The sequence below is a fragment of the Rhabdothermus arcticus genome (genome assembly GCF_055382915.1).
In genome coordinates this window covers 1,561,626-1,586,080 of sequence record NZ_AP043808.1, presented here as the reverse complement: position 1 = coordinate 1,586,080, position 24,455 = coordinate 1,561,626, and the positions used below count along the sequence as shown (strand labels likewise).

Here is a 24,455-nt window from a genome sequence, read left to right as displayed (position 1 = left end):
CTTGAAACGAAATTTACTGGCGCTTCTGCCCCCCCTGCTCCTCCTCGCGGGGGGGGTTTCGCTCGCGCTCCAGGGCATCGGCGTCGCCCCTCCGCGCGACGAGCTCACCCTAGCCCCCGGGGAGCAGAAGACCGTTGAGGTCAAGGTCTTCACCACCGAGGACACCCCGCTCCGGGTCTTTGCCCAGTTCGCCGATTGGACGATGAAGCCGGACGGCACCGTGGTGCTCCTCCCCCCCGGGCAAAACCCTTACTCGGCCCTCAACTGGCTCCAGGCTGGCCTCGACCCGTTCGAGATCAGCGCGGCCCGCTACCACCCGGTCAAGATCACCGTACGCGTCCCCAACGATCCCGGGCTCTCGGGAAGCTACTGGGCCGCGGCCCACTTCGTCACCACCCCGCCGAATCAAGACGAAAAGAGCACGGTCTTGATCCGTGTCGCGGCCAACTACATCATCTACGTCACGATCGCCGGAACCGAGCAGCCCTCCGCGCGCATCACCCGCTTCGAGCGGGAAGCGAACCAGCTTGTACTCGACGTCGAAAATACCGGCAACACCTACCTCCGGCTCCAGGGGGCGTTGAAGTTTTTAAACCCTCAGGGCGCTGTGGTTAAGCAGCTTAAGCTGCCCGAGCGCGTGGTGCTCCGCGAGGGCCTGGCCCGTATGCGCATTCGTCTGCCCGAGGACCTTCCAGCGGAGGCGATACTTGCTGCAGTCGAGGTCTGGGCGGAAAAACCCGTCCCGCTCCCCGCGCGTCTCTACGCCGAGGTAACCTTGAAATGATGCCTCGCTGGGTTTTGCTCGCCCTTGCCCTGAGCGGCCTCGCGCTGGGGCAGCAAGCCACGCTCGACTTCGCCTACAAACCCTACCTCTACCTCGCACTGAACGTGGACCAGGTCAACTTCGATTTCGTCGCCGGCCCCAATGCTTCCCATCCCCCTGGTCTCCTGAGCACGCTAAACGCGAACCGGTACCCGGACTACGCGATGCCGGTGGCCGGTCCGAAAGGGCTTTCGACCTGCCTCGGGCTCGACCAGGCACCGAGCGGCACCTACCAGGGGACCCTTTCCCCGAGCTCGTTGCCAAACGGTTTGCCGGCCTGCCGGTTCGCGCCCAGCGCCGTGCTACGCAACCCGAGCTTCTCCGTGGTCTACCACGGCTGCGAGGGCACCGCCCGCGCGGATGGGGACCTTCTTATCTTGAGCAATGACCGCTGGCGGCTGGACGTTCGCATTCGCGGGGCACCGCCCCCCACCGGCGTCAACTTCTACGTGCTTCCATTGTCCCTCTCAGAAGCGGGAACGCTCTGCGCGAAAAAGCCTCTCGCCAACAACAAGATTAAGCGTTACGCCAAACCCCTCCGCACCCAAAGGCGCAAGCTCGCCGAGGACCCCAGCAAGAACAACAGCGCCGCCTACGAAAGCCAGTACCGATCGGTGTTCGCCGTCCCCTTACTCTATTTCATGGAGCTCGATCTCAGCCAGCTTGACCCCCGTTTACTGGGGACGGAAACAACCATCGAGGTGGAGTATCTGGTGAGGCCGAGATGAAGCGCTGGCTGGCAGTGCTGGGCATTTTGGCCACGGGGGTCTTCGCCAGCGGGTTTGGGGTGACGCCACCCGCGGTTTGGCTCAACCTGGCGCCCGGTCAACGCGCGCTCGGCGCGTTGACGGTGTTCTCGCGCGCGCCAACACGAATCGAGGCTCAGCTCATGGACTGGCAAATGGACCCGGAGGGCACAGTTCAACTTCTTCCCCCGGGCATGATTCCCGAAACCTTAAGCCCTTATCTCCAGATCGCAACCGGCATTTTCGAGTTTCAGGCCTCGCGCCGATTGCGCTATCAGCTGCAACTCCCCGAGAACGCCAGTGGCTGCTACTACGGCGCGCTCCTCCTGACGCCTTCCCCAGGTGGCGTCCATGCATCCGCGCTGCAGCTCAAGCCTAAGGTGCACCTGATGATCCCCTTCTTCGTCAACGTCGAAGGCCGCAGCGACCCGAGCTACACGATTGCCCACGCTCGGTTTGCTGACAACGTCTTTAAGGCGGAGCTCGCCAATACCGGCGATGCCTGCCTCCACGTCCGTGCCAGTCTGGAGTTCCTCGATGCACGGGGGCAGGTGCTGGCCGAACCCTTGCGCTTTCAAGACTTCCTTTTGCCCGGTGGCCGCCGCATGTTCTCGGCTTCCATCGCCTGGCCTGCCGAAGCCGTGATCGCGCGTTTTGTGGTTTCGGCCCCAGGCGCGGGCACCAGCACCTGGGAGGTGGGCCAATGAAGCTGGTCTGGATGGTGGGTCTGGGCCTTGCCGTCCTTGCGTTGGCGAGCCCGGCGTTGCTGCCGGATGGAAACCACGCCTGGCTTCCCGACACCGTCTATTTTTCCTACAGCGAGGAAAGCCTGCGCTGCGGCGCGCTCTACGATCCGCGTTCAGCACCCTCAAATGCGGCGCCTTACGCCGAAGTAAGCGTCAACCTGGATATGGATTGGGGCTGTCAGAACCCCCATCCTTACCCCGGGCCGGACCGAACCCATCGCGAGGTGGTTGTCCTCGGCCACACCCAGCCCGAGGGCTGGGGAGAAACGGTGGAGTATTTGACGCTGATTTTGGAGCTCTACGACCTTCAGCTGGTGGGTTCCAGCGAAGCAGAGGGGATCAAAGTTAATCCGGAACTCGCCATCCGCCAGGCGATCAAAGAGGCCTTCCGGTCCGAGGCGTTGCGCGTAGGGGTGAAGGTTCGCGGCATACCTCACGCCGAACTCGCCGACACCCTTTACGCGGCGAGCGCCCCCGAGGACGACGAACGCAAAGTGCCCGTGGAAACGATTCGCTGGATGCGGGCCGACTCGCCCTCGATCGACCTTAAGTTCGACGGCTACCCGTGGCTTTTCGGGTATTCGTATTTGCTGGAAGAAATTGATAACGAACGCTTCATCTGGGTCTGGCATGCCCAGGTTGCCTGGGGGCTGCCACTGAGAGCACGCGCGCATGGCTTTGAGGCCCCTGACCGCGGCATGAGGGATCGCATTCAACTCAGCGTTGAACGCCTGATTCGAAGAAGCGGCCAAACCCAAACGCTGCGGGTCGAAGGCGGACGCATCGCCAAGCCACTCTCAGAAGCGCTTCAAGCATCCCTCACCGAAGCCCTCAGGCAACGCCCGCTCGTGCCTACCAAGGACAGGCCCCCGGTCAGGCTTGACCTCTATTAACGCACCAGCACGTAACGCTCAATCACCACCACCTCTTTTGAGAAAAGTCGCGCCTTCAGCGTTAGCTTTAAGCGCCCTTTGGACGTTTGGGGAACGTCGAACTGCCCCTTCCAGTCGGCCCCCTGCCCTACCAGGGGGTGGCGTTTTTCCCCAACTTCAAGCCACGCCTCCTCAGCCACCGCATAAAGGTGAACCACGACCGGGACACCCTTTTGCCCGGGGTGCACCAGGGGCAGGGTCCGCACCACCCCCCATGGCGCGCGGCCATCCACGTTAAGGAAGAACGGAAACCGTGCAGCTTCCTGACCTGAGATCTCCGCGACCAGCTGTAACGGCAACGTCCCCTCGACGTTTCCGGGCACGACGACCCGGCCCCGCCAAGGCTTTCCTTCAGCTTGCGAAAGGAGCAATCCCAGGATGCGGTCGCGGTAACGCACGACAAGTCGCGAGGGACGTCCTTTTACCTCAGCAAACACCAGGGGCGCCGCGCCCGGTGGAACGGTTTCCACCTCTGGCTGAACGGAAACGATCTGGACCTTACCGGGTTTGAAGACCTGGCGCGGCGGGGCCTGAACGACAAGGGTCACGGTCTCGTTTTGCCCGGGGGATAGCCGCACCTTTACCTCGCCGATCAATGCCCGATACCCTGGCGGCAAATAGTCGGTGCGGATGCGTACAACGTAGGGGCCGGGCCTGAGCCCTGGCAGGTTAAAACGCCCGAGAGCGTCGGTAAACAGCACGATTTTTCGACCACGGGCATCCTCGACCTCGACGGCGAAACGCCTTGGAGCAGAAGCCTCGCCCCCCTTTACCTCGACCCGCCCCGCAAGCCGCCCACGGACCGAAAGCGGAAACACCACCCGAAGGGTTTCCTTCTCCCGCAAGGTGATGCGCCTTTCGGTGACCTTGGGCAGGAGCTGCGCAGGAAGCGTTTCCTCAAGAAGTCGTAAAATCCACGTTCCAGGGGGCAGTCGAAGTGTAAACTGCCCCGAGGCCTCGGACTTGACCCGGTAAGGGCCGGCCTGGACCACGATGCCCGCCAGGGAATCCACCGGCGCATCAGGACGCAGCTCGCCTAACACGGTGCCGGCCTTACGTCCTCCAAAGAAGCTTGCGACAGACTCCGGGACCTCCAGAATGATCGGGTACTTTGCGCCGAGCGAAGCGCCGAAATGCCCCTCTGGAAGGCGATAGTAGGCATTAAACGACCATGTCCCCGTGCCAATCACGCTTTGCGCCCCGGCAGATAGCCCCAGCGCGGGTTCAAACGGCCATGCCCTGGCGGTAAAGGAGATGTGGTTCGCCGTGGTCCCAAAGCGCAGCGCCGCGCTCAGCTCGCTTTGCTCCCAGGGATAGGCGAGCCGGGCGCCGAGGCCCAGCCAGGCGTCCTCCAGGGGCGGCTCGGCGCGGGCCGCGATCGCGGCCCGCGCCCGCCCGGCGTCGTAGCCCAACGTGGCGGAAAGCCGCCCAAAGGGCGGGGGAAGGTCGAGCACCCCCTTGGCGTCGAGGAAGGCCCCGCTGGCAAAGCGCCAGCCGGCGTCCAGGCTGGCGCTGAGCTCGGGGGCGGCGAGGGGCCTTGCCCAGGCGGAGAGGAGCAGGTGCTCGGGGTTGAGCTCGAGCCCGAAGCTCGAGGGCAGCGCCCCCTTCCCGAAGAGGGTCGCGCCGTCGGCCGCGACGGCGAGGCTCCAGTCGGACAGGGCACGGTCGGCGAACGCCAGCCGCGCCCCGGCGCTCGCGCCGCCCTCGCCGTAGCCCAGGGAGAGCCCCTGCGAAAAGGGCTCGGGCGGGGCGTGACGGGCCTGGTAGTCGAGGCTGAGCTGGCCCCGCGCGACCGCCCAGCTCGCCCCCAGGCCGAGGCTGAAGGCCGGGTCCAGCGGCCGCCAGCTCAGCGCGTAGCGGTAGTTCTCGCGGCTCCCGGCGAGGTTGCCGGAGAGGTCGAAGATCAAATCGTCGTCGGTGTAGACGCTGAAGGCGTGGGTCTGTCGGGGCAGGCTCAGGCGCACCTCGCCGCGCATCCAGGGGCCCGCGGTGGAACCGCTGAAGGTGACCGCGACCGGCCCCTCCCAGAGCGAGAGCCGGCCCGTCGCCTGAGTCGAGAGGTCGAGCCCCGTCGCCCAGCCCTCGCCCCGGAAGTTGAGGGAAGCGTAGGGCACCGCGCCCCGCGCCCAGGCCCCGTAGAGCCGGGTGCTGACGTAGTCGGAGAGGGCCCCGGAAAGCGAGAAGGTGGCCGCGGCGGCGTGGCCGGGGTAGGCGTAGCCGAGGGCGGCGGTGCCGGTCAGGCGAAAGGGGCCGAAGGGGGTGCGCTCGGGCCGGGTCAGGGTGAGGAGGGCTTCCTCGACCCTCCCCGCCCGCAGCTCGCGGAGCCTCAGCCGGTAGGTCCCGGGGGCGTCGAGGGCCAAGGTCAGCCGGGCCCGCTCGCCGGGCCCCAGGCGCAAGCGGTGGGCCTCGAGGACCTCCTTCCCCCGCAGGACCTCGAGCAGAAAGGCGTCGGGGCCGTTCCCCCGGTTTTCCACCGCGACCTCGACCAGCTTGACCGGGGGGACGAAGGTCGCGGTCTTGGGGGCCAAGAGTGCGAGGCCCGGGCGGAAGGCGACCCGGGTGCGCACCGCGGCGCGCGCGCCGTTGACCCGCACGGTGAGGACGTCCTCGGTGCCCTCGAGCGCGTCCTCCGGAACCCGCTCGGTGACCGCGATGAAGGCCGGCGGCCGCACCGGCCGGGGGCGGGAGAGGATGGGGAACCCGGCGCTGCTCTCGAAGACGGGCAGGTAGGGGCCGCCCTCGCCCTTGAGGCGGAAGACGTGGGTGACGACCTCGCCCGGGGCGGCAACCCGAACCTTCGGCGAGGTGGGGACGAGGGTCAGCGGCGCGGCCAGGGCCAGGGAGGCGAGCCAGGCCACGCCGAGCGTGCGTCGCACGAGGGCATTATTTCAGGTTCGCGTCCTCCAGGTGGAGACGGGCGGCCAGCGCCGCGCCGATCACCCCGGCCTTGCGCCCCAGCCGGGCCAGGCGCAGCGCTGCCGAGCGCCAGCCGGCCTGCCGTGCCTGAAAGTGGTGGTCGACCCGGAGCAGGAAGGCCTCCCCCCCGCCGAGCGCCACCCCACCGCCGAGGACGATGACCTCGGGGTCGAGCACCCGCTGCAGCCCGGCGAGGGCCAGCCCCAGGTAACGGGCCGCGCCCTCGACCACCGCCCGGGCCTTCGGGTCCTGGCTGGAGAAGAGCTCGGGCACGCTCACCGCCCGGCCCAGGGCGTAGGCCCCGTCCCGGGCCAGGGCCCGCCCCGAGGCCACCGCCTCCAGGCAGCCCCGGCTGCCGCAGCCGCAGACCGGCCCCTCCGGAGCCACGATCAGGTGGCCGATCTCGCCCCCCTGGCCGAACGCCCCGCGGTGCACCCGCCCGTCGAGGATCACCCCGCCGCCGATCCCGGTGGAGACGGTGACGAAGAGCGAGTGCCGGGCCCCCTTGGCCGCGCCCAGGTGGTGTTCGGCGAGGCCCGCGGCGTTGGCGTCGTTCTCGATCACCACCGGCCGCCCCAGCCGGGCCTCGAGCGCCGCCTTGAGCGGCCAGTCCCGGATCCCGGGAAGGTTCGGCGCAAAGCGCACCACCCCCCGCGCGAAGTCCACCGGCCCCGGGGTCCCCACCCCGATCGCGGCCACCTCCAGGGCCGGATCGGCGCGCCGGGCGGCCTCGACCAGGGCCTCGAGCACCGCGTCCGCCCCGCCCTTGGGGGTGGGACGCTCGAGGTCGTTCAAAAGGCGCGCCCCCTCGAGCACCCCGGCGGCGATCTTGGTGCCCCCCAGGTCAAGCCCCAGCGTCCGCCTGGCCAAGGAGCGCCTCCACCTCCTCGAACGTCGCCTCCGGCACCCAGAAGTAGACCATCTCCCCCATCGGCTCGATGCCCGCGTAGACCCGGGCCTCGGGGTTCAGGTCCTCCAGGTAGACGGGTAGCTGCCGTTCGCGCAAGAGCGCCTCGTAGCTGAGCGCCACCGCCCGCGGCAGGACCGCGTAGAGCCGGTAGCGATGACCGCCGATCACTCGGGTCTTCATCTCGCCCCTCCCAAGCCTACGGCAAGCCGGTGGTAGGCCGCCACCGCGGCCAAAAGCGCGTCGAGCTCAAGCCGCTCCTCGGTGGTGTGGGCGAGGGCCGGGTCCCCCGGCCCCAGGCCCAGGATCGGCGCGCCGGTCCGCGCCAGGTAGGGGGCGTCGGTGGTGAAGGGCCAAAGCCCCGCCTCGGCCTGCCCCAACAGGGCCAGGGCCCGGCGCAGCACCGGATCCCCGGCGGGCAGGACGTAGGGGGGAAAGTCCGCCGCGTAGCGCTGGCCCGCAACCTCGATCTCGGGCAGCACGAGCCGCCCCCCGAGCCCGGAGAGCCGCGTCAAGAGCGCGGGCACCGCGACGCCCGGCCCGTAGCGCACGTCCAGGGTCAGCTCGACCTCGCCGGGCACGACGTTGATCGCGTTGGGCCGGACCCGCACCTGGGTGGGCTGGAGGGTGTTGGGCCCGGTGTCCGGGTCCTCGCCGAGGTCGAGCGCGTCGAGCGCCACCAGGGCCCGCCCCAGGGCGAAGAGGGAGTTTTGGTCGTTGGGAAGCGCGGCGTGCCCCTGCCGGCCGGTAAAGACCAGGTGGGGCTCGATCCGCCCCCGGTGTCCGCGCATCAGCCGAAGCCGCGAGGGCTCCCCGAGGACGATCACGTCGGGGCTGAGGCGCGAAGCGGCGAACCGGCTCCCGGCGCCGCCCACCTCCTCGGCGACGACGAAAAGCAGCCGCACCCGCGCGGGATGGCGCTCGGCGACGAGGCGGGCCACCGCGGCGACCATCGCTGCCAGCGCCCCCTTCATGTCCACCGCGCCGCGGCCCCAGACCCAGCCCCCCTCGACCGCCCCGGAAAACGGCGGGTGGGGCCAGCGCCCGGGGTCCCCGGCGGGGACGACGTCCATGTGGCCGGTGAAGAGGATCTCGGGCCCCCGGCCGTCCTTCAGGGCCTCGAGGTTGCCCGCCGCGTCCACCTCGACGTCCAGGCCCAGCCGCCGCAACGCGGCCTCGAGCACCGCCCGGGCCGGAGCTTCGTGGCCCGAGGGGCTCTCCGCCCGGATCAGCTCGATGAGGAGGGGGAGGGGGTCCATCAAAGCCCCCGCCCCTGCTGGGTGCGGTAGAGCGCGATCCCCGTCGCCACCGCGGCGTTGAGCGAGGGGGTCGTCCCCTTCAGGGGGATCGCCAAAAGCTCGTCGCAGTGCTCGCGGACGATGCGCCGCAAGCCCTTCCCCTCCGAGCCCACCACCCAGGCCAGGGGGCGGGCGTAGTCGGCGTCCTCGAGACTGCGTTCGGCCTCCCCGGCGAGGCCGTAGACCCAGACCCCTCGGGCCTTGAGGCGCTCGATCTCCCGGGGAAGGTTCTTGACCTGCACCAGGGGAAGGCGCAACGCCGCCCCGGCGCTGGCCTTGATCACCGCCGGGGTGAGCGGGGCACTGCGCCGCGCCTCGCTCACCACCCCGTGCGCCCCCAGTGCCTCGGCGGCGCGGATGATCGCCCCGTAGTTGTGGGGGTCGGTGATCCCATCAAGGAGCACCAGGAGCGGCGGCTCACCGCGGGCCTCGGCGCGGCGAAAGGGGGCCTCGGGCTCGGCGTAGGCCGCGTCCTCGACCTCGGCGGCGATCCCCTGGTGGCGGGTGGTGCCGACGAGCTGGGCGAGCTCGACCCGGCTGGTCCAGTCGAAGGCCACCCCGGCGGCCTGGACCTCGCGCACCAGGCGGGGCTCGACGCCCCGGGCCAGCAAGACCCGCCGGACCCGCCCCTCCCGCGCGGCCTCGAGGACCGGCTTCCGGCCGTAGATCCACATGCCCCAAGCTTACCGGGGCCTAGCCGGAAAGGCCGGCCTTCGCCATCTCGGCGAGGGCGTCCTCGTAGAAGAACCTCTCCCCAAAGGCGGGCTGGAGCTGGTCCAGCCAGCTCGCCTTGGCGTCGTACCTGGCGAAGAAGGGGCGGCCCACCCAGCTGGGGTCGCGGGCCTGGAGGAACTCGAGCACGAAGACCTTCTCCCCGTTCACCTCGCTGACCCCGACGACGCGCACCTTTCCCGGAAAGGCGGACATGCTGGGGCCGCGCACCGAGCGGGCCAGGCCGGAGACCTGGCGGTAGGCCTGGTGGAAGATCGCCGCCGCCCGCGCCAGCGGCACCTCGAAGTACCGCTTGGGGCCGGTGTCGCGCTCGACGAACATGTAGTAGGGCACCAGCCCCAGCCGCACCTCCTCGCGCCACTTTCGGGCCCAGACCGCGGGGTCGTCGTTGATGTGGGCGACGAGCGGGGCCTGGGTGCGGATCACCGCCCCGACGTCGCGCAGGCGGGCGATGGCCGCGCGCACCGCGTCGGTCTCGAGCTCATTGGGGTGGGTGACGTGGGCCATGATCGCGAGATGGCGCCCGGAGGCGACGACGTTCTCAAAAAGCCGCAAGAGCGCCTCGTCGAAAAAGCGGTACGGCCAGTAGGCGAGGGCCTTGGTGCCGATGCGGATGTTCTGCACGTGGGCGAACTCCGGCGAAAGGAGCGGCCGGATGAACCGGGCGAGCACCGCGGTGTTCATCACCATCGGGTCCCCGCCGGTGAAGAGAACGTCGGTGACCTCGGGATGGGCCCTGAGGTAGGCCAAAAAGTCCTCGGTCTCCTTGGTCGCCATGCGCAGGTCGGGGTCGCCGACGAACTGCGCCCAGCGGAAGCAGTAGGTGCAGTAGGCGTGGCAGACCTGGCCGGGGGAGGGGAAGACGAGGACGGTCTCGCGGTACTTGTGCTGCAGGCCCTCGAGCCGCCTCCCCTCGAAGGTCGGCACGTTGTGGGTGAGCTGGCCAGCGGGGTGGGGGTTGAGGTCCCGGCGCACCTCGCGCACCACCGCCGCGAGCCGGGCGCGGTCGCCGGAGGCCAGGGCCCTGGCCACGGCCTCGAAGGCCTCGGGGTCGAGCATCTCCCGCTGGGGGAAGTTGAGGATGAAGATCGGGTCTTCGGGCACCCGCTCCCAATCGATCAAGGCCTCGAGCACGTAGGGGCTGGTGCGGAAAGGGAGGACCTGGGCGACGACCTCGACCGCGTGCTGGACCTCGGGATCGAGGCGCCGCCAGACGGGGTGCCGCTTGAGCTGGGCCAGGGTCAGGGGACGATAGGGCCTCGGGGCCTCAAGGGAAACGTTGGGCAAATGGATCTCCTTTCCCGAGGGGCTTTTCCCTCGTGTTTTTCGTAGTATACCAGTCGGTGATTTAGGGCAGATCCGCCTTGGCCGCGTGGTACTCGCGGGCGATCGCCTCGACGAGCGCCGCCGCCGGCCGCACCTCGCGGACGAAGGCCACCCCGTGCCCCGCGGAGTAGACCTCCTTCCAGGGCTTGCCGCCGGCGCGGAAACGCTCCAGGGAGGGCCGCAGGAAGTTCGCCGGCACCCCGGTGACCTCGGGGGTGTAGACGACGTCCTCGGGGCCCGAGGTGAGGAGCATGCGCTTATAGGCCTCCGAGGCCCCGGCCTCCTCGGTGGCGATGAAGCGGGTGCCGAAGTAGCCGGCGTCCCCCAGGGCCAAAGCGGCGAGGAGGTGCCGCCCACTGGCGAGCCCCCCGGCGATCAGCACCGGGAGGCCGGTTTCCTCCTTGAGCCAGGGGCCGAGGACGAAGGGGCTGATCACCCCCGCGTGCCCCCCCGCCCCGGCGGCCACCGCGACCAGGGCGTCGGCCCCCGCGGCCGCGGCCTTCCTCGCGTGGCGCAGGTTGACCACGTCGGTGAAGACCCGGCCCCCGTAGCCGTGGACCCGGGCGATCACCGCACTGGGATCGCCGAGCGAGGTCACCACCAAGGGCACCCGGCGCCGGGCCACCGCGTCGAGGTCCGCTTCGAGGCGAGGGTTGTCCTTGAGGATCAGGTTGACGCCAAAGGGGAGGTCCGGAAAGGTCTCGAGGAACCGGGCGAAGGCCGCGTGGGTGCGGAAGTTGAGGCTGGGGATGACCGCGATCCCCCCGGCGCGGGCGACGGCCTCCAAGAGCGCCGGGGTGCTGACCAAGAACATCGGCGCCACCACGATCGGGTAGCGCAGGCCGAGCATCCGGGTGATCGCGGTCTCGATGGGGGCGGGACGGCTCATGTCGCCACCAGCTTGATGAAGCGCTCCCGGGTGATCACCCCGAGGACCCGCGCGCCGTCGGCGACGAAGACCACCGGCTCGCGCCAAAACAACGCCCCGAGCTCGCTCGCGGCCACCTCCGGGGCCACCACCGGAACCTCCTCCCAGGGCACCAGCTCGCCATCGGGGTGGATCGCCGCCACCGGCCGGCCCTCCTCGAGGACCACCGCCAGGTGGCGCTCGGTCGCCGCGGGCCCCTCGACCTGGGGCACCGGCTCGACCAGCGCCCGCGCCGGATGCGGGGCCAAAAGCCCGGCGGAAAGCAGCGTCAGGCAGGGCACCCGCACCGCCTTCTTGGCCACCGCCAGGGCCAGGGCGAAGAAGACGAGGAAGACCAGCCCCTCGAGGAGCCCCCAGAGGTCGAAGTCCTCCCAGCCAAAGCGCCCCTTCACCAGGAGGTGGGCCAAAAAGGCGGCGAAGAGCCCGATCGCCAGCGCCGAGACGAAGGAGATCAAGCCGGCCAGCCGGAGTTCTTTAACCGTGCGCACGCATCGCCTCCAGTTCGCGTTCGAAGAAGGGCAGGTCCTCGGGTTTGTCGGCGTCCACGCCGATCTCCGGGTAGGGGGCGACGACCGCCTTGAGCGGCACGCCCAAGAGCCGCGCCGCCCGGGCCTCGAGCTCGGCGATGCCCAGCCGCCCCAAGAGGAGCTTCAAGAGCACCCCCAGCCCCACCGTCCTGGCCAGCGCGATGGGGGCCTTGCGCAGGGCGATGAGCCGCTCGGCGTAGGGCCGGGCCTGGAAGAAGAGCTCGGGGTCGAGCCGCATCAGGTTGCCGCCGGTGAAGGTGCCCTCCCTGAGCCGGGCGTAGGTGCGCCGCATCCCCGGCCAGCGGGCCTCGACCGCGGCCTTGGGCACGATCGGGTAGACGAAGGCCGCCTCCGGCGCCGCCTCGGCGACGAAGCGCACCGCCTCCCCGGGGATCAAGGGGGCGTCGGCGGCGGCCACCAGGACCGGTCCGGCAAGGCCGGAAAGCGCGGCCTTGAGGTTGTCCAAGAGCGCCCCGCGGTCCGCCAGGCGCCGCTCCACCGGAAGCGCCGGGGCCGCCTCGGGGGCTACCAGCGTCACCCGCGAAACCCCACCGGCGCGCAGGGCCTCGAGGACCCAGGCCGCCATGGGGCGGCCGGCGAGGGGAACGAACGCCTTGGAGGGGGCCCCGAAGGCCCGGGCCAGCGGGTCCTCGGGGCGCCCCCCGGCGAGCAAGACCGCGTCCACGCCCCTATGCTAGCGCACGCGCTCGAGCTCGACCTCCACCGTCTCCGTCTCGCCGGCCTCGAGCCGGATCCGCGCCACGTAGGGCGCGTACCCCGGCGCCAGGACCACCAGCCAGCGCCGGCCCGGATCGACCTCGGCGCGCAGCATGCCGCCCTCGGTCCAGCCGAGCTCGAAGCCGTCCAAGAAGACCCGGGCGCGGACGTTGGTGTCGACCACCAGGGTGGCCTTCTCCGGAAGCAGCCGGGCCTCGACCTCGGTCGTCCGCCCGGGGCGGACCTCGACGGTGTCCACCCAGGGCCGGTAGCCGGGGAGGGTAAGCCGCAGCTCGTAGCGGCCGGGGCGCAGCTCGAGCGCCAGCGGCGTGCGGCCGCGGTAGGCGTCCTCCAGGTAGAACCGGGCCCCGGAGGGGATCGAGCGGACCACCAGTCGGCCGGTGGTGACCTCGGGGACCAGCCGGGCGAAGACCCGAAGCCGCTCGCCGGGCTGGACCCGGACCGTCACCTGGTAGGGGCGGTAGCCGGCCTTCCTGACCTCGAGCGCGTGGCGACCCGGCGCGGCCTCGGCGCTCAGGGGGGTGAGGCCGAGGTAGCGGCCGTCAAGGAAGACCTGGGCCCGGCTGGGGTCGCTCTCGACCTCGAGGATGCCCCGGGACGGCGGGGGCGGGGTCTCGCCGACCACGTAGAAGCGGGCCCAGTCGCTGGCCCAGTCGCCGCCGGGCAGGGGCTCGACGACGATCGAGAGCGCCTTCGAAAGCGCCTTCAGCCCGCGCACCCTGACCTCCCCGCGCTCGATGTCCCCGATCTCCCGGCTGGAGAGGGGGCGCTTGGCGGCGACCGCCAGCACCAGCTCCTCCCCCGGCGGACCGTCGACGGTGAAGCGGTAGCGGGCCCCGGACGGGGGGAAGCGGCGCACCTCGCCGGCGCGCAGGAAGTTGTCGCGGTCGTAGGGGTTGGGCAGGAAGAGGCTGATCTCGCCGTTGGGCTTGACGTCGAAGAGGTAGACGTAGGCGTCCTCGGTGACGCTGACGTAGACCCGGATGGGCTCGCCGATGCGGTAGGTGGCGTCGCCCCGCTTCGCGGGGTCCTTGTCCACCCAGACCTTGACCCGGAGCGCCCCCGGGCTGGGGTTGACCACGATCCCCTGCGGGGTGATCTTGGCCCCGGCCAGCGCCAGCGGGACCAGCAGCACGAACGCGACAAGCCAGCGTTTCATCTCCCACCTCCCGTACCCTCACTCTACCCAAGCCGGATGAGGGCGCCGGAGAACACCCTGAAGGCCGCGTCAGGAAACCTCTTCGAAGGCCCCGAGGCGGCGAAAGCGCCGGTAGCGATCCTCCAAAAGGGCCTCCGGGGAGAGGGGGAGGAGGGCGCCGAGCGTCTCCTCCAGGGCGTCGGCGAGGGCCTGGATCGCGCCCTCGGGGTTGCGGTGCGCCCCGCCCCCGGGCTCGGGGACGACCCGGTCCACCACCCCCAGCGCCAGCAGGTCCTGGGCGGTGAGCTTGAGCGCCGCCGCGGCCCGTTCCGCCTCCTTGGCGTCGCGCCAGAGGATCGCGGCGCAGGACTCGGGGCTGATCACCGAGTACCAGGCGTTCTCCAGGATCAAAACCCGGTTCCCGACCCCCAGCGCCAGCGCCCCGCCGGAGCCCCCCTCGCCGAGAATGACCGCCACCGCGGGCACCCGCAGGCGGGCCATGCGCTGGATCGAGCGGGCAATGACCCAGGCCTGGCCCCGCTCCTCGGCGGCCACCCCGGGGTAGGCCCCGGGGGTGTCGATAAAGGTGATGAAGGGCCGGCCGGTGCGGTCCGCGAGGTCCATCATGCGCATCGCCTTGCGGTAGCCCTCGGGGTGGGGCATGCCGAAGTTGCGGCGGATGTTCTCCTTGGTGTTCTTGCCCTTTTGCTGCCCGGCGACGACGACCTCGAGCCCCCGAAACCGGGCGAGCCCGGCGACGACCGCGGGGTCGTCGGCGAAGGCCCGGTCCCCTTTAAGCTCCTCGAAGGCCTCGAAGGCCGTCTCCAGGACGTCGAGGGTCGTCGGCCGGCCGGGGGCGCGGGCCAGCTGCACCCGCTGCCAGGGGGTGAGGTGTTCGTAGATCTCCCGCTGCAGCCGCGCGAACTTTTGCTTTAGGAGCTCGATCTCCTCGGAGAGGTCGAGCCCCTGCTCGGCGGCGGTGGCCTCGAGCGCCCGGATCTTGGCCTCGAGCTCGACGAGCGGCCGCTCGAACTCAAGCGCCATCGCCGCCCTCCCCGGGGTAGAGGTGGGCAAGCACCCGCACCAGGTGCGCCTTGAGCTGACGGCGGTCGACGACCCGGTCGACCAGGCCGTGGGCCTCGAGGAACTCCGCCCGCTGGAACCCCTCGGGGAGGTCCTGGCGGATCGTCTGCTTGATCACCCGGGGCCCGGCGAAGCCGATCAGGGCGCCGGGCTCGGCGAAGATCACGTCGGCCAGGGTGGCAAAGCTCGCGGTCACCCCGCCGGTGGTGGGGTCGGTGAGGATCGAGACGTAGGGCAGCCCCTTTGCAAAGAGCCGCTCCAGGGCGAAGGTGGTCTTGGCCATCTGCATCAAGGAGAGCGCCCCCTCCTGCATCCGCGCCCCGCCGGAGGCGGCGACGACGACGAAGGCCCGCCCCTCCTCGGCGGCCCGCTCGGCGCCGCGGGCGATCTCCTCCCCCACCACCGAGCCCATCGAGCCCCCGGCGAAGGCGTAGTCCATGACGTAGAGCATCGCCGGGATCCCGCCGATCGCCGCCCGGCCGCCGTAGATCGCGTCCGGCCGCCCGGTCTTCTCCTGGTAGCGCTTAAGGCGTTCGGGGTAGGGCTCGGTGTCCACGAACCCCAGCGGGTCCACCGGGCGGAGCTTCCCGGTCAGGGGCTCGAAGCTGCCCTCGTCGGCCAGAATCGCCACCCAGCGCTCGACGGGGATGCGGGTGTGGTGGCCGCACTCCGGGCAGACGCCGAGGTTGTGCTCGAGGTCCTTCTTGTAGATCCGCGCCTCGCACGCCGGGCACTGCACCCAGAGCGAGGGCACCTCACGGCCCTCGCCGCGGGTGCGCCGGCGGCGGAAGAAGCGCTCGAGGGCCACTACTCCTCCTGGGGTGCCTCTAGGCTGGGCTCGAAGGCGGGCGCCGGTTCCCCGGTCGTGCTGCGGCCCACGAAGACCGCCCCGGCCTCGATGTCCAGCGCCCGGGCGACCACGTCGCCCTCGAGGCGGCCGCTCTTGGTCAACGCCAACCGGCCCTGGGCGGCCACCCGGGCCTTGACCTGGCCGTGGATCACGACGTCCCGGGCCTCGACCCGCTCGCCCTCGATCCGCCCGCCGGGGGCGACCTCGAGGTCCCCCGCGGTGCGTACCGAGCCCAGCACCACACCGTCGACGCGGACCGCCCCTTCAGCTTCCAGGTCCCCGCGCACCACCGCGTCGGGGGCCACGTAGGTCATGCTCTTGTTCACAGAACGCTTGCGACCCAGCACCCCTTCAGTCTAACGGGTGGCGTAGGTCGGCGTCTTCAGGTAGGGAAGGGGGTTCACCGCGCGGCCAGAGACGAAGACCGAGTAGTGCACGTGGGGACCGGTGGAGCGGCCGGTGGAGCCGACGTAGCCGATGACCTGGCCGCGCTTGACGTACTGCCCGCGGCGCACCGCGATGCGGCTCATGTGCCCGTAGAGGGTCTTGAACCCGTAGCCGTGGTCGAGCTTGACGTAGCGGCCGAAGACGCTGGACCAGCCGGCCTCGATCACCCGCCCCGGGGCAGTGGCGTAGATCCGGGTGCCGTACCAGGCCGGGAGGTCCAATCCGTTGTGGAACTCGTAGCCCCGGCCGAAGGGGTTCTTGCGCACCCCGAAGCCGCTCGCGATGTAGGTCTTGACGCGAAGCGGGAGCCCCCGCGGGGTCGCCGCCTCGCGCTTGAGGGTGCGCTCCAGAGCCGGGGCCACCCGGCCGGTCAGCTCGCCGCTGAGCGCGTTCAGCCGGGCCTCGGCGGCCTCGAAGAGCTCGCTTGGCTTGGCCGGGCGGCCCGCGCCGACCGGTTCAGGGCCCGGGGCTTTTTTTTCCACCGCCTTCAGCCCCGCGCGCTTTTTCAAGGCCGCGAGGTCCGACTCAAAGCGCTCCAGCCGCTCCAGGATCGCCGCCGCCTGGGCGGCGAGGCGTTGGTTCTCCTCTTCCTTGGCGAGCAACGACCGGTTCAAGCGGCGCACTTCCCCCTGCAAGCGCGCCACCTCCTGCTCGAGCACCCGGGCCTGGCCGGCGCGAACGACGAGCGCCGCGGTGGAGATCCCCCAGCCGATCAAAAGGGCCAGCACGATCGCCGGCACCAGCCAGGGCACGCCGATGCGCCGGGCGGGCCGGCCCGGCCGGGTGATCAAGACGTCATAGCGCCGGGGAAGCTTAATACGCCGCATCCAGGGCCCAGCTTGACACGCCCGGTTAGACCGGGTCAAGGATCTCCAGGACCAGCGGCGGGGCCTCGGCGGCCTCGCCGATTTCATAAGCCGCCGCGACGAGGGCGAGGGCCTCGTCGAGCCCCCGTTCCCGGTGGTGGACCCGGGCCAGGACCTCCCCGGCCGCGACCCGGTCCCCGATCTTCTTTTCCAGGTAGACCCCGACTCCATGGTCGATCGGCGCGCCCTTCGTCTCCCGACCGCCGCCGAGCCGCAGGACCGCGACCCCCACCCGGTAGGCGTCGAGCGCCCGCACCACACCGCTTCGCTTGGCCCGCACCACGGCCTCGCCGGGGGCCAGGGCCAGCCGCTCGGGGGCGTCGACCACCCCGGGGTCCCCGCCCTGGGCGGCGACGAAAGCCCGAAAACGCCTCAGCGCGGCCCCCGATGCCAGCGCCGGCCGCGCCCGGCCGGGATCCAGCCCGGCGAGCTTGAGGCCGTGCTCGGCGAGAACCAGGGCGAGCTCGGTCAGATCCGGCGGCCCCTCCCCGCGCAGGGTCGCGATCGCCTCTCGGACCTCGATCGCGTTGCCCACCGCCCGGCCCAGGGGCTGGTCCATTTGGCTGAGCACCGCTCCCACCCGGCGCCCGGCCCGGGTGCCGATCTCGATCATCAACCGGGCCAGGTCCCGCGCCTCCTCCAGGCGCTTCATGAACGCCCCCTTGCCGACCTTGACGTCGAGGGCGATGGCCCGCGCCCCCGCGGCCAGCTTCTTGGACATGATCGAGCTCGCGATCAGGGGGATGCTCTCCACCGTCGCGGTGACGTCGCGGAGCGCGTAGAGCTTGCCGTCGGCGGGGGCCAGGTCGGGGGACTGGGCGGCGATGACGAGCCCCACCTCCCGGGCCAGGCGGAAGAAGTCCTCCTTGGAAAGCTCGGCACGAAAGCCCGGAATGGACTCGAGCTTATCGATCGTCCCCCCGGTGTGAGCGAGCCCGCGGCCGCTCATCTTGGCCACCACCGCCCCGCTCGCCGCCAGGATCGGCCCCACCACCAGGCTGGTCTTGTCCCCGACCCCGCCGGAGGAGTGCTTGTCCACCGTCGGCCCCAGGTCGGAGAGGTCGAGGACCTCCCCGGAGCGGGCCATCGCGTCGGTCAGAACGAAGGTCTCTTGCTTGTTCAGGCCTTGAAAGAAGACCGCCATCAACCAGGCCGCGACCTGGTAGTCGGGGATCGCCCCTTCGGTGAACCCCCGGACCCAAGCCCTCAGCGCCTCGTCTGGGTGGGGGTGCCCGTCGCGCTTTTCGCGGATGAACTCGACCGGGTGCATGCCCCTAGCCTAGCGCCAATGACGCCTTGGTGACGCTTTGCAGTCGAAGCTGGGGCTGGAGGTGACAGATGCGCTTGTGCATGCGCTTTGGTCTTCTGGGTTTGATCGGGCTGCTTTCGGCCTGCCAGAGCGGTCCCGGCGCGTTCTCCTTAGGGGGCACGGTGACGGGCCTCCGGGGGACGCTGGTGCTCGAAAACGGCAGCAGTACGGTGCGGATCACCCAAAACGGCCCCTTTACCTTTCCCCAAAGGCTTCCGGACGGCGCCCCCTACCGGGTCGAGGTCCAGACCCCGCCGCGCTTCGAGCGCTGCGCGGTGACCCGCGGCGAGGGCGTCATCCGGGGGGCCAACGTCGCCAACGTCGAGGTCAACTGCAAGGACAAGGCCTGGACGGGGCCGGTGGGGCTCGAGCCCACCCTCGCCGGCAACGCCGCCCGGGTCCGCGCCGCGCTCGCCGGCGGGGTCGCGATCGTGGCCTGGGAGGAGGGCGCGGCCATCCACCTGACCACGCGCGGCTCGGAGGGCTGGGCCCTGCCCGCCCGGGTCAGCGTCGGGAACGCCGCCTACCCGGCCCTCGCGGGCAACCCCGCCGGCGACGCGATCCTGGCCTGGACCGAGGTCGAGGGCGGTCTGCGCCGCGTCTTCGCGCTCGGCGGGCACCGCGCGCGCTGGTCGGGCCCGGAGGCGGTGAGCACCGCGGGGCGGACGGTCCGGGGCGAGCCCCGGTTGGCGATCGGCGCCAGCAATCGGGCCGCGCTGGCCTGGGCGGAGGACGATGGAACCCACGACCGGGTGGCGGTGGCGCTCTATGACGGCCACCATTGGACCTCCCCCTATCTGGTGAGCCGCTCGGGCGTGGACGCCAGCCACCCGTCGGTGGCCGTCAACAACAGCGGCGACGCGCTGGTGGCCTGGAAGCAGGGGAGCCAGATCCACGCCGCCCTGCGCACCGGCGGCGTCTGGGGCGCGCCGAGCGCGCTCGACGCCGGCGGCTTGAGCACCGGCGCCCCCCAGGCCTTCCTCGACGACGCCGGCCGAGGCTACGTGGCCTGGGAGATCGGCACCCCGGGAAACAACGCAATCAACCTCGCCCGCTACAGCCCCAAGACGGCGGCGTGGCACACGGTGCAAAGCTTCGCCCTCGGTTCGTCCCCCACCCTCGCCGGCGAGGCCTCGAGCGGCCGGCTGGCGCTCTTCTGGCTGGAGGACGGGGTGCTATGGGCGCGCGTCCACGAAGACGGCGTCTGGCAGGACGCCGAAACCCTGAGCCCGGCGGGCAGCGGCCCAAACCGCCCCAGCGCGGCGATGGACGAACGCGGCAACGTGGTGGTCGCCTGGCAGCAAGCGGACGCCAGCGGTCACCGCCAGGTCTTCGCTGCCTTCCGTCAGTACGGGAACTGGATCAGGCCCGCCGACCGGGACGCCTTCCTGAGCTTCCCCGGCCGCGACGTGCGCTCGCCTTCCCTCTTCGGCAACCCCGCCGCGGCGATCGGGGAGGGGGAGGCGCTGGTCGCCTGGAGCCAGGACGACGGCAGCGGCCGTGACCGGGCAGGGGCGAACCGCTACCGCTGACCTTAGGACGCGCGTCCCTGGTGACGGTCGTTCTGCGGAAATAAACTGGGTTAGAAAGGAGGAACAATGCGGTCGTTTGCCCTTGGGCTGGTCGCGCTCGGCGTGGGGGCGTTCTTGTTCGCAAGCTGCAGCGCCCCGCCGAGCGGGACCAAGGTAACGGTTCGGCTGACGAGCCCCATCGACGGCCAGAGCCCGGCCACGGCCACGGTCGTCTATCAAGTTGGGGACGGACGCTGGCAGCTCGCCCGTCAAACCGACTACGGCACCTACGCCTTCACCCTCCCGCCCGGAGAAAAGCGCTACGGGGTGGCGGTGAACTGCCTGCCCAACATCCCCCTCCTCACCACGATCGGCTGGGCCTTCGTCTACCAGCTGACCACCGACGACGCCACCGAGCTCAACGTCGCCTGCTTGAACTTGAGCGACTTCGCGCTGACCTCCGTTTCCCTCGAGGCGGCCAAGGACACGAACGACACCGGCAGCTACGACCGGGCCTGGTTCTTTACCGACTTCGACAACGACAACGACTTCCTTGGCAGCTCCGTAGAGCTTGGCACCACCGCTGGAACCGGCAAGGACGTGTTGGTCATCGCCTACGACGGGAGCTACGCGCCGGACAAGATCCAGCGTATCCGCTTCCTGCGCGACTTCGACGCCAGCCCCGGCAACTGCTCATCAAGCCCCTGCACCATCACCTTGACGGCGAGCGACGCACCCGTGGCACGAAACGTGGATTCCTTCTCGATACCTTCGGACGCCACGAGCAGCTTCTTCGGAGTCGGCTTTATTTCCAAGAAAGGCCTGGTGGTGCCCCACGGCAGTCGTACCTCCGAAAACCCCGCCCTGGGCACCGGCGATGATGCTGGAGGCACGTACTACGCGATCCCCAACACCCAAAACGGCGACCTCTACTACGCCGAGGCCTCGGCGGAGAAGACCGGCTACCGGGTCAGCCAGGTCAAGCTTTTCGGGCCGACCGCGCGTGACCTGGACTTCGCACTGCCTCAAACTTGGTTCGACCCCGGTGTTCGAGAAGAAGCCCTACCGACCTTTTCGAATCTCGACTACAACGATCCTGACCTCGTCGGCTACGCCTTCGTGATCAACGTCTCGGAAACCTTCTTTGAGCTGGTCACGGTGAGCAAGGGCTGGCTGGGCTCAGCCACGCGCTACACCCTTCCCGACCTGAGCCAGGCCCCGGACTTTCGGGGCACCAAGCCCCTAACAGGCGACGCCATCACCTGGAACGCGATGGCGGTGATGATGAACCGAGACCTCGGAACGTTCCTCGGCGCCGATCCCCTCCCCAACCCCGTGCCCGTGCCCCGCGTCCCGGGCCTCTCGATCAAGCTGGCCTCCAAGATGGGGAGCTACACGCTCCCCTGAGCCCTGGAACGCTTCGGCGGCGCCCCGAGCCCCTTCCAGGGGCTCGGGGCACCGCACCCACTCCTCTTGGACTTTAGGCCTTGCCCGCCGAGCCAAAGAGCTGGATGCGCTCCGCCACCACCCGCTTCATCTCCTCGCGGGCCGGGCCCAGGATCTTACGCGGGTCGTAGACCTTGGGGTTGGTGTAGAGGACCTCGCGCACCGCCGCGGTGAAGGCCAGCCGCAGGTCGGTGTCGGTGTTGATCTTGCTGATGCCCTCCTGGATCGCCAGCCGGATGTCGTCGGGGTGGATGCCCTGAGCGCCCTCGAGGTCCCCCCCATAGCGGTTGATCTTCTCCACCAGCTCCTGGGGCACTCCGGAGGCGCCGTGCAGCACCAGCGGCATCCCGGGCAAAAGCTCGGCGATCTTCTTAAGCCGCTCGTGGTCGATGAAGGGCCGGCCCTTGCCCTTGTAAGGGCCGTGGGAGGTGCCGATCGCCACCGCCAGGTAGTCGATCCCGGTCCGCTCGACGAAGATCTGGGCCTCGCGGGGGTTGGTGAGGAGGGCATCCTTTTCGTCCACCGCGACATGCTCCTCGACCCCGGCGAGCTTGCCAATCTCGCCCTCGACCGAGACCCCGACCGCGTGCGCGGCCTCGACCACCCGTTTGGTCTCGCGCACGTTGGTCTCGAAGTCCTCGGAGGACTTGTCGATCATCACCGAGGTGAACCCCAGCCGCAGCGCCCGGAGGGCAGATTCGTAAGAGGAGCCGTGGTCCAGGTGGATGGCCACGGGCACCCGGGCGTCGCGGGCCATCTCGCGCACCATCGCCACCAGGTAGGCCCCGCCGTACTTGATCGCGCCTTCGGAGAGGGCCAGGATCACCGGGCTTTTGAGCTCCTCGGCGGTCTCCAGGATCGCCTGGGTGATCTCCATGTTGTTGGTGTTGAACGCGCCGACGCCGTAGCCCTCTTCCCGCGCCTTTTTCAGGATGTCCAAACCGGTAACGAGCACAGCCTCACCTCCAAAGGCCCATGCTACCCCGTCACGCCGGCGCCTCTCCGGTAGACTTGGCGAGCATCAGCCGGAACTCGTGGGGGCTGGTCGCGGCCGCGGTCGCGGCCTCCAGACTGACCAGCCCCTGGCGGTAGAGCTGCACCAGGTGCTGATCGAAGGTCTGCATCCCGCGGATGTTGTCCTCGGCGATCAGGTCCTTGATCTCGTAGGTCTTGTCCTCTTCCTTGATGTAGTCGCGCACCAGCTGGGTGGCGAGCAGGATCTCCATCGCCAGCACCCGGCCCTTGCCGTTGGCCCGGGGAAGGAGCCGCTGGGAAAGGATGCCGAGCAGGCTCTCCGCCAACAGGATGCGCACCTGCTGGTGCTCGTTCAGGGGGAAGAAGTCGATCAAGCGGTTGATCGTGCGCACCGCGTCCAGGGTGTGCAGCGTGGAGAAGACCAGGTGGCCGGTCTGGGCCGCTTGCAACGCCGCCTCCACCGTCTCCCGGTCGCGCATCTCGCCGATCAGGATGACGTCCGGGTCCTGACGCAGCGCGCGCTTGAGCCCGCTGGAGAAGGAGAGGGTGTCGAGCCCCACCTCGCGCTGCACCACCAGGCTCTTCTTGTTGCGGTAGAGGTACTCGATCGGGTCCTCGATGGTGATCACGTTGCGGGCGTAGGTCTGGTTGATGTGCTCGATGATCGAGGCCAGGGTGGTGGACTTCCCGGAACCGGTGGGACCGGTGACCAACACCAGCCCCCGCTGCTGGGCGGCCAGGTCCTCGAGGATCGGGCGCGGCAGCCCCAGGTCCTCGAAGGTGGGGATGCGGTCCGGCACCACCCGCATCACGATGCCCACCGAGCCCCGCTGGCGCAGGAGGTTGCAGCGAAAGCGGGCCAGGCGGGGCACGGTGTAGGCGAAGTCAAGCTCCTTTTCGGCGAGGAAGCGCTCCCACTGCTCGGGGGTGGTCAGGGCGCGGGCGATGCTTTCGGTGGCCTCAGGGGTCAGGGTCTTCTCGTCCACCCGGACGAGCTCGCCGTCGACGCGCATGATCGGCGGCGCGCCGGCCTGCAGGTGCACGTCCGAGGCCCGGGCGCGGACCATGGCCTCGAGCATCTCTCTTAGGGTCACGGGTAGACCTCCAGGTTGTCGATCAGGCGCACCTCGGGAAAGCGCCCGGCAAACAGCGCGCGGGCGCCCTCGACCCAGTGCGTCAGGGGTTCCAGCGTCCTGGGATGCACGATTTCAAGATACTCGACCAGGAGGTCGGGAACCTCGGCCAGCGCCTTCAGCCCCACCGCGCGGGCCTCCTCGACGCTGGCCCCGCCGCGGGCGGCCTCGCGCACCGCCAGAAGGGCCCGGTAGATCCCCGGCGCCACCCGGCGGTGTTCGGGGGTGAGGTAGACGTTGCGCGAGGAGAGGGCCAGGCCGTCGGGCTCGCGCACCGTGGGGACGCCGACGATCTCGATGCCGAAATCCAGGTCCTCGACGAGCTTTCTCACCACCGCGAGCTGCTGGTAGTCCTTCTCCCCGAAGTAGGCGCGCTCGGGGCGGACGAGGTGAAAGAGCTTGGTGAGCACCGTGGCCACGCCGCGAAAGTGCCCCGGGCGGCGGGCACCCTCGAGCCGCTCGGTGAGCGGTCCGGTGACCTCGACGAAGCTGGAGAACCCGGGGGGATAGAAGGCCTCGGCCTTTGGGGCGAAGACCAGGTCCACGCCCTCGGCGGCGAGCAGCCGGGTGTCGCGCTCGAGGTCCCGGGGGTAGCGGTCGAGGTCCTCGCCGGGGCCGAACTGCAAGGGGTTGACGAAGATCGAGACCGCGACGAAGGGGTTCTCCTCCCGGGCCCGGCGCACCAGCGCCAGGTGCCCCTCGTGCAGGTAGCCCATCGTAGGGACGAACCCCACCCCCGCCTGGGGCAGCGCCCCTCGCAACGCGGACGGCTCGGTGACCAGACGCACGCCTTCAGTATAGATTTGGGCCATGGGCAAGAAGCGGCGCCAGAAGAAGCTGGCCAGAAAGCGCGCGATCGAGGCCCGCCGGCCCACTCCCGGGAAGGTCTTGCGGCTGGCGCTGAAGACCTTTTTGCTGGTCTTCGGGATGACCCTCGTGATCGCCGTGGGCCTCAGCCTGGGCTTCGAAGCTCTGAAGAACCCCTGGGTCCAGATCCTCCTCTACGGCGCTGCCTACGCGCTCTTTTACCGCTGGCTGATGCGGGAGTTCCTTCCCCCGCCGGTGAAGTGATAGCCTC

General features: G+C 70.0%; 25 protein-coding genes. 7 read left to right on the top strand and 18 right to left on the bottom strand.

Annotated features, from left to right (window positions below):
* Position 1 precedes the first annotated feature (1 nt).
* Genes ACZ48Y_RS08245 through ACZ48Y_RS08230 form a run of 4 tightly spaced genes read left to right on the top strand, consistent with a single transcriptional unit; the run spans position 2 to position 3,208 of the window.
* Positions 2-784: a hypothetical protein gene (locus ACZ48Y_RS08245; protein WP_464740252.1), complete on the top strand. Its 783-nt coding sequence runs from the start codon at positions 2-4 to the stop codon at positions 782-784.
* A complete protein-coding gene (locus ACZ48Y_RS08240) occupies positions 784-1,551 on the top strand; it encodes a hypothetical protein (protein ID WP_464740250.1) in 768 nt (255 codons plus the stop codon). Before ACZ48Y_RS08245 ends, ACZ48Y_RS08240 begins: the two co-directional genes overlap by 1 nt.
* Positions 1,548-2,276 (top strand): hypothetical protein, encoded by a 729-nt coding sequence (locus ACZ48Y_RS08235; protein ID WP_464740248.1) that lies wholly within the window; start codon positions 1,548-1,550, stop codon positions 2,274-2,276. The genes ACZ48Y_RS08240 and ACZ48Y_RS08235 overlap by 4 nt, the downstream gene beginning before the upstream one ends.
* Complete coding sequence (locus tag ACZ48Y_RS08230) at positions 2,273-3,208, top strand: hypothetical protein (RefSeq protein WP_464740246.1); 936 nt, start codon at positions 2,273-2,275, stop codon at positions 3,206-3,208. Before ACZ48Y_RS08235 ends, ACZ48Y_RS08230 begins: the two co-directional genes overlap by 4 nt.
* Here ACZ48Y_RS08230 and ACZ48Y_RS08225 read toward each other — a convergent pair.
* From ACZ48Y_RS08225 to ACZ48Y_RS08155, 15 genes are all read right to left on the bottom strand, one after another.
* Positions 3,205-6,123 carry an MSCRAMM family protein gene (locus tag ACZ48Y_RS08225; protein ID WP_464740244.1) on the bottom strand — a complete coding sequence of 973 codons (2,919 nt, stop codon included), beginning with the start codon at positions 6,121-6,123 and terminating at the stop codon, positions 3,205-3,207. The two genes, ACZ48Y_RS08230 and ACZ48Y_RS08225, sit on opposite strands and share 4 nt — an antisense overlap.
* 7 nt (positions 6,124-6,130) lie before the next feature.
* The gene (locus ACZ48Y_RS08220; protein ID WP_464740242.1) at positions 6,131-7,033 is read right to left on the bottom strand and encodes an ROK family protein; all 903 of its coding nucleotides are present in this window, start codon (positions 7,031-7,033) and stop codon (positions 6,131-6,133) included.
* Positions 7,008-7,253, bottom strand: coding sequence for a hypothetical protein (locus ACZ48Y_RS08215; protein ID WP_464740240.1), 246 nt, complete (start codon positions 7,251-7,253; stop codon positions 7,008-7,010). The genes ACZ48Y_RS08220 and ACZ48Y_RS08215 overlap by 26 nt, the downstream gene beginning before the upstream one ends.
* Positions 7,250-8,329, bottom strand: coding sequence for a M20 family metallopeptidase (locus ACZ48Y_RS08210; RefSeq protein WP_464740238.1), 1,080 nt, complete (start codon positions 8,327-8,329; stop codon positions 7,250-7,252). The genes ACZ48Y_RS08215 and ACZ48Y_RS08210 overlap by 4 nt, the downstream gene beginning before the upstream one ends.
* Positions 8,329-9,042 carry a 23S rRNA (guanosine(2251)-2'-O)-methyltransferase RlmB gene (gene rlmB, locus ACZ48Y_RS08205; protein WP_464740236.1) on the bottom strand — a complete coding sequence of 238 codons (714 nt, stop codon included), beginning with the start codon at positions 9,040-9,042 and terminating at the stop codon, positions 8,329-8,331. The genes ACZ48Y_RS08210 and rlmB overlap by 1 nt, the downstream gene beginning before the upstream one ends.
* A 19-nt stretch (positions 9,043-9,061) precedes the next feature.
* Entirely contained in the window at positions 9,062-10,387 is a 1,326-nt protein-coding gene (locus ACZ48Y_RS08200) for a KamA family radical SAM protein (RefSeq protein ID WP_464740234.1), read from the bottom strand.
* A 61-nt stretch (positions 10,388-10,448) separates the two neighbouring features.
* Positions 10,449-11,297 (bottom strand): NAD(P)H-dependent flavin oxidoreductase, encoded by an 849-nt coding sequence (locus ACZ48Y_RS08195; RefSeq protein ID WP_464742894.1) that lies wholly within the window; start codon positions 11,295-11,297, stop codon positions 10,449-10,451.
* 14 nt (positions 11,298-11,311) lie between these two features.
* The gene (locus tag ACZ48Y_RS08190) at positions 11,312-11,842 is read right to left on the bottom strand and encodes a hypothetical protein (protein WP_464740232.1); all 531 of its coding nucleotides are present in this window, start codon (positions 11,840-11,842) and stop codon (positions 11,312-11,314) included.
* Positions 11,829-12,566, bottom strand: coding sequence for an NTP transferase domain-containing protein (locus ACZ48Y_RS08185; RefSeq protein WP_464740230.1), 738 nt, complete (start codon positions 12,564-12,566; stop codon positions 11,829-11,831). Before ACZ48Y_RS08185 ends, ACZ48Y_RS08190 begins: the two co-directional genes overlap by 14 nt.
* Before the next feature lie 9 nt (positions 12,567-12,575).
* A complete protein-coding gene (locus ACZ48Y_RS08180; RefSeq protein WP_464740228.1) occupies positions 12,576-13,778 on the bottom strand; it encodes a PEGA domain-containing protein in 1,203 nt (400 codons plus the stop codon).
* A gap of 69 nt (positions 13,779-13,847) precedes the next feature.
* Positions 13,848-14,801 carry an acetyl-CoA carboxylase carboxyltransferase subunit alpha gene (locus ACZ48Y_RS08175; protein WP_464740226.1) on the bottom strand — a complete coding sequence of 318 codons (954 nt, stop codon included), beginning with the start codon at positions 14,799-14,801 and terminating at the stop codon, positions 13,848-13,850.
* The gene (gene accD, locus ACZ48Y_RS08170) at positions 14,791-15,648 is read right to left on the bottom strand and encodes an acetyl-CoA carboxylase, carboxyltransferase subunit beta (protein ID WP_464740224.1); all 858 of its coding nucleotides are present in this window, start codon (positions 15,646-15,648) and stop codon (positions 14,791-14,793) included. Before accD ends, ACZ48Y_RS08175 begins: the two co-directional genes overlap by 11 nt.
* Positions 15,648-16,037 (bottom strand): bactofilin family protein, encoded by a 390-nt coding sequence (locus tag ACZ48Y_RS08165; protein ID WP_464740222.1) that lies wholly within the window; start codon positions 16,035-16,037, stop codon positions 15,648-15,650. The genes accD and ACZ48Y_RS08165 overlap by 1 nt, the downstream gene beginning before the upstream one ends.
* A 9-nt stretch (positions 16,038-16,046) precedes the next feature.
* A complete protein-coding gene (locus tag ACZ48Y_RS08160) occupies positions 16,047-16,964 on the bottom strand; it encodes a peptidoglycan DD-metalloendopeptidase family protein (protein ID WP_464740220.1) in 918 nt (305 codons plus the stop codon).
* A gap of 25 nt (positions 16,965-16,989) precedes the next feature.
* Positions 16,990-18,273, bottom strand: coding sequence for a thymidine phosphorylase (locus tag ACZ48Y_RS08155; RefSeq protein ID WP_464740218.1), 1,284 nt, complete (start codon positions 18,271-18,273; stop codon positions 16,990-16,992).
* A gap of 80 nt (positions 18,274-18,353) precedes the next feature.
* On the opposite strand from ACZ48Y_RS08155, the gene ACZ48Y_RS08150 reads away from it, so the two are divergent.
* Positions 18,354-19,844 carry a hypothetical protein gene (locus ACZ48Y_RS08150; protein ID WP_464740216.1) on the top strand — a complete coding sequence of 497 codons (1,491 nt, stop codon included), beginning with the start codon at positions 18,354-18,356 and terminating at the stop codon, positions 19,842-19,844.
* Between the two features lie 66 nt (positions 19,845-19,910).
* Positions 19,911-21,230, top strand: coding sequence for a hypothetical protein (locus ACZ48Y_RS08145; RefSeq protein WP_464740214.1), 1,320 nt, complete (start codon positions 19,911-19,913; stop codon positions 21,228-21,230).
* A gap of 73 nt (positions 21,231-21,303) precedes the next feature.
* Here ACZ48Y_RS08145 and fba read toward each other — a convergent pair whose 3' ends face one another.
* Genes fba through panC form a run of 3 tightly spaced genes read right to left on the bottom strand, consistent with a single transcriptional unit; the run spans position 21,304 to position 24,189 of the window.
* Positions 21,304-22,224 (bottom strand): class II fructose-1,6-bisphosphate aldolase, encoded by a 921-nt coding sequence (gene fba, locus ACZ48Y_RS08140; protein WP_464740212.1) that lies wholly within the window; start codon positions 22,222-22,224, stop codon positions 21,304-21,306.
* Between the two features lie 31 nt (positions 22,225-22,255).
* Positions 22,256-23,323, bottom strand: a complete 1,068-nt coding sequence (locus tag ACZ48Y_RS08135) for a type IV pilus twitching motility protein PilT (protein WP_464742892.1) — start codon at positions 23,321-23,323, stop codon at positions 22,256-22,258.
* An 11-nt stretch (positions 23,324-23,334) separates the two neighbouring features.
* Positions 23,335-24,189, bottom strand: a complete 855-nt coding sequence (gene panC / locus ACZ48Y_RS08130; protein WP_464740210.1) for a pantoate--beta-alanine ligase — start codon at positions 24,187-24,189, stop codon at positions 23,335-23,337.
* Between panC and ACZ48Y_RS08125 the strand changes: the two genes are divergently transcribed.
* Positions 24,188-24,448 carry a hypothetical protein gene (locus ACZ48Y_RS08125; protein ID WP_464740208.1) on the top strand — a complete coding sequence of 87 codons (261 nt, stop codon included), beginning with the start codon at positions 24,188-24,190 and terminating at the stop codon, positions 24,446-24,448. The genes panC and ACZ48Y_RS08125 overlap by 2 nt on opposite strands.
* Positions 24,449-24,455: the final 7 nt, after the last annotated feature.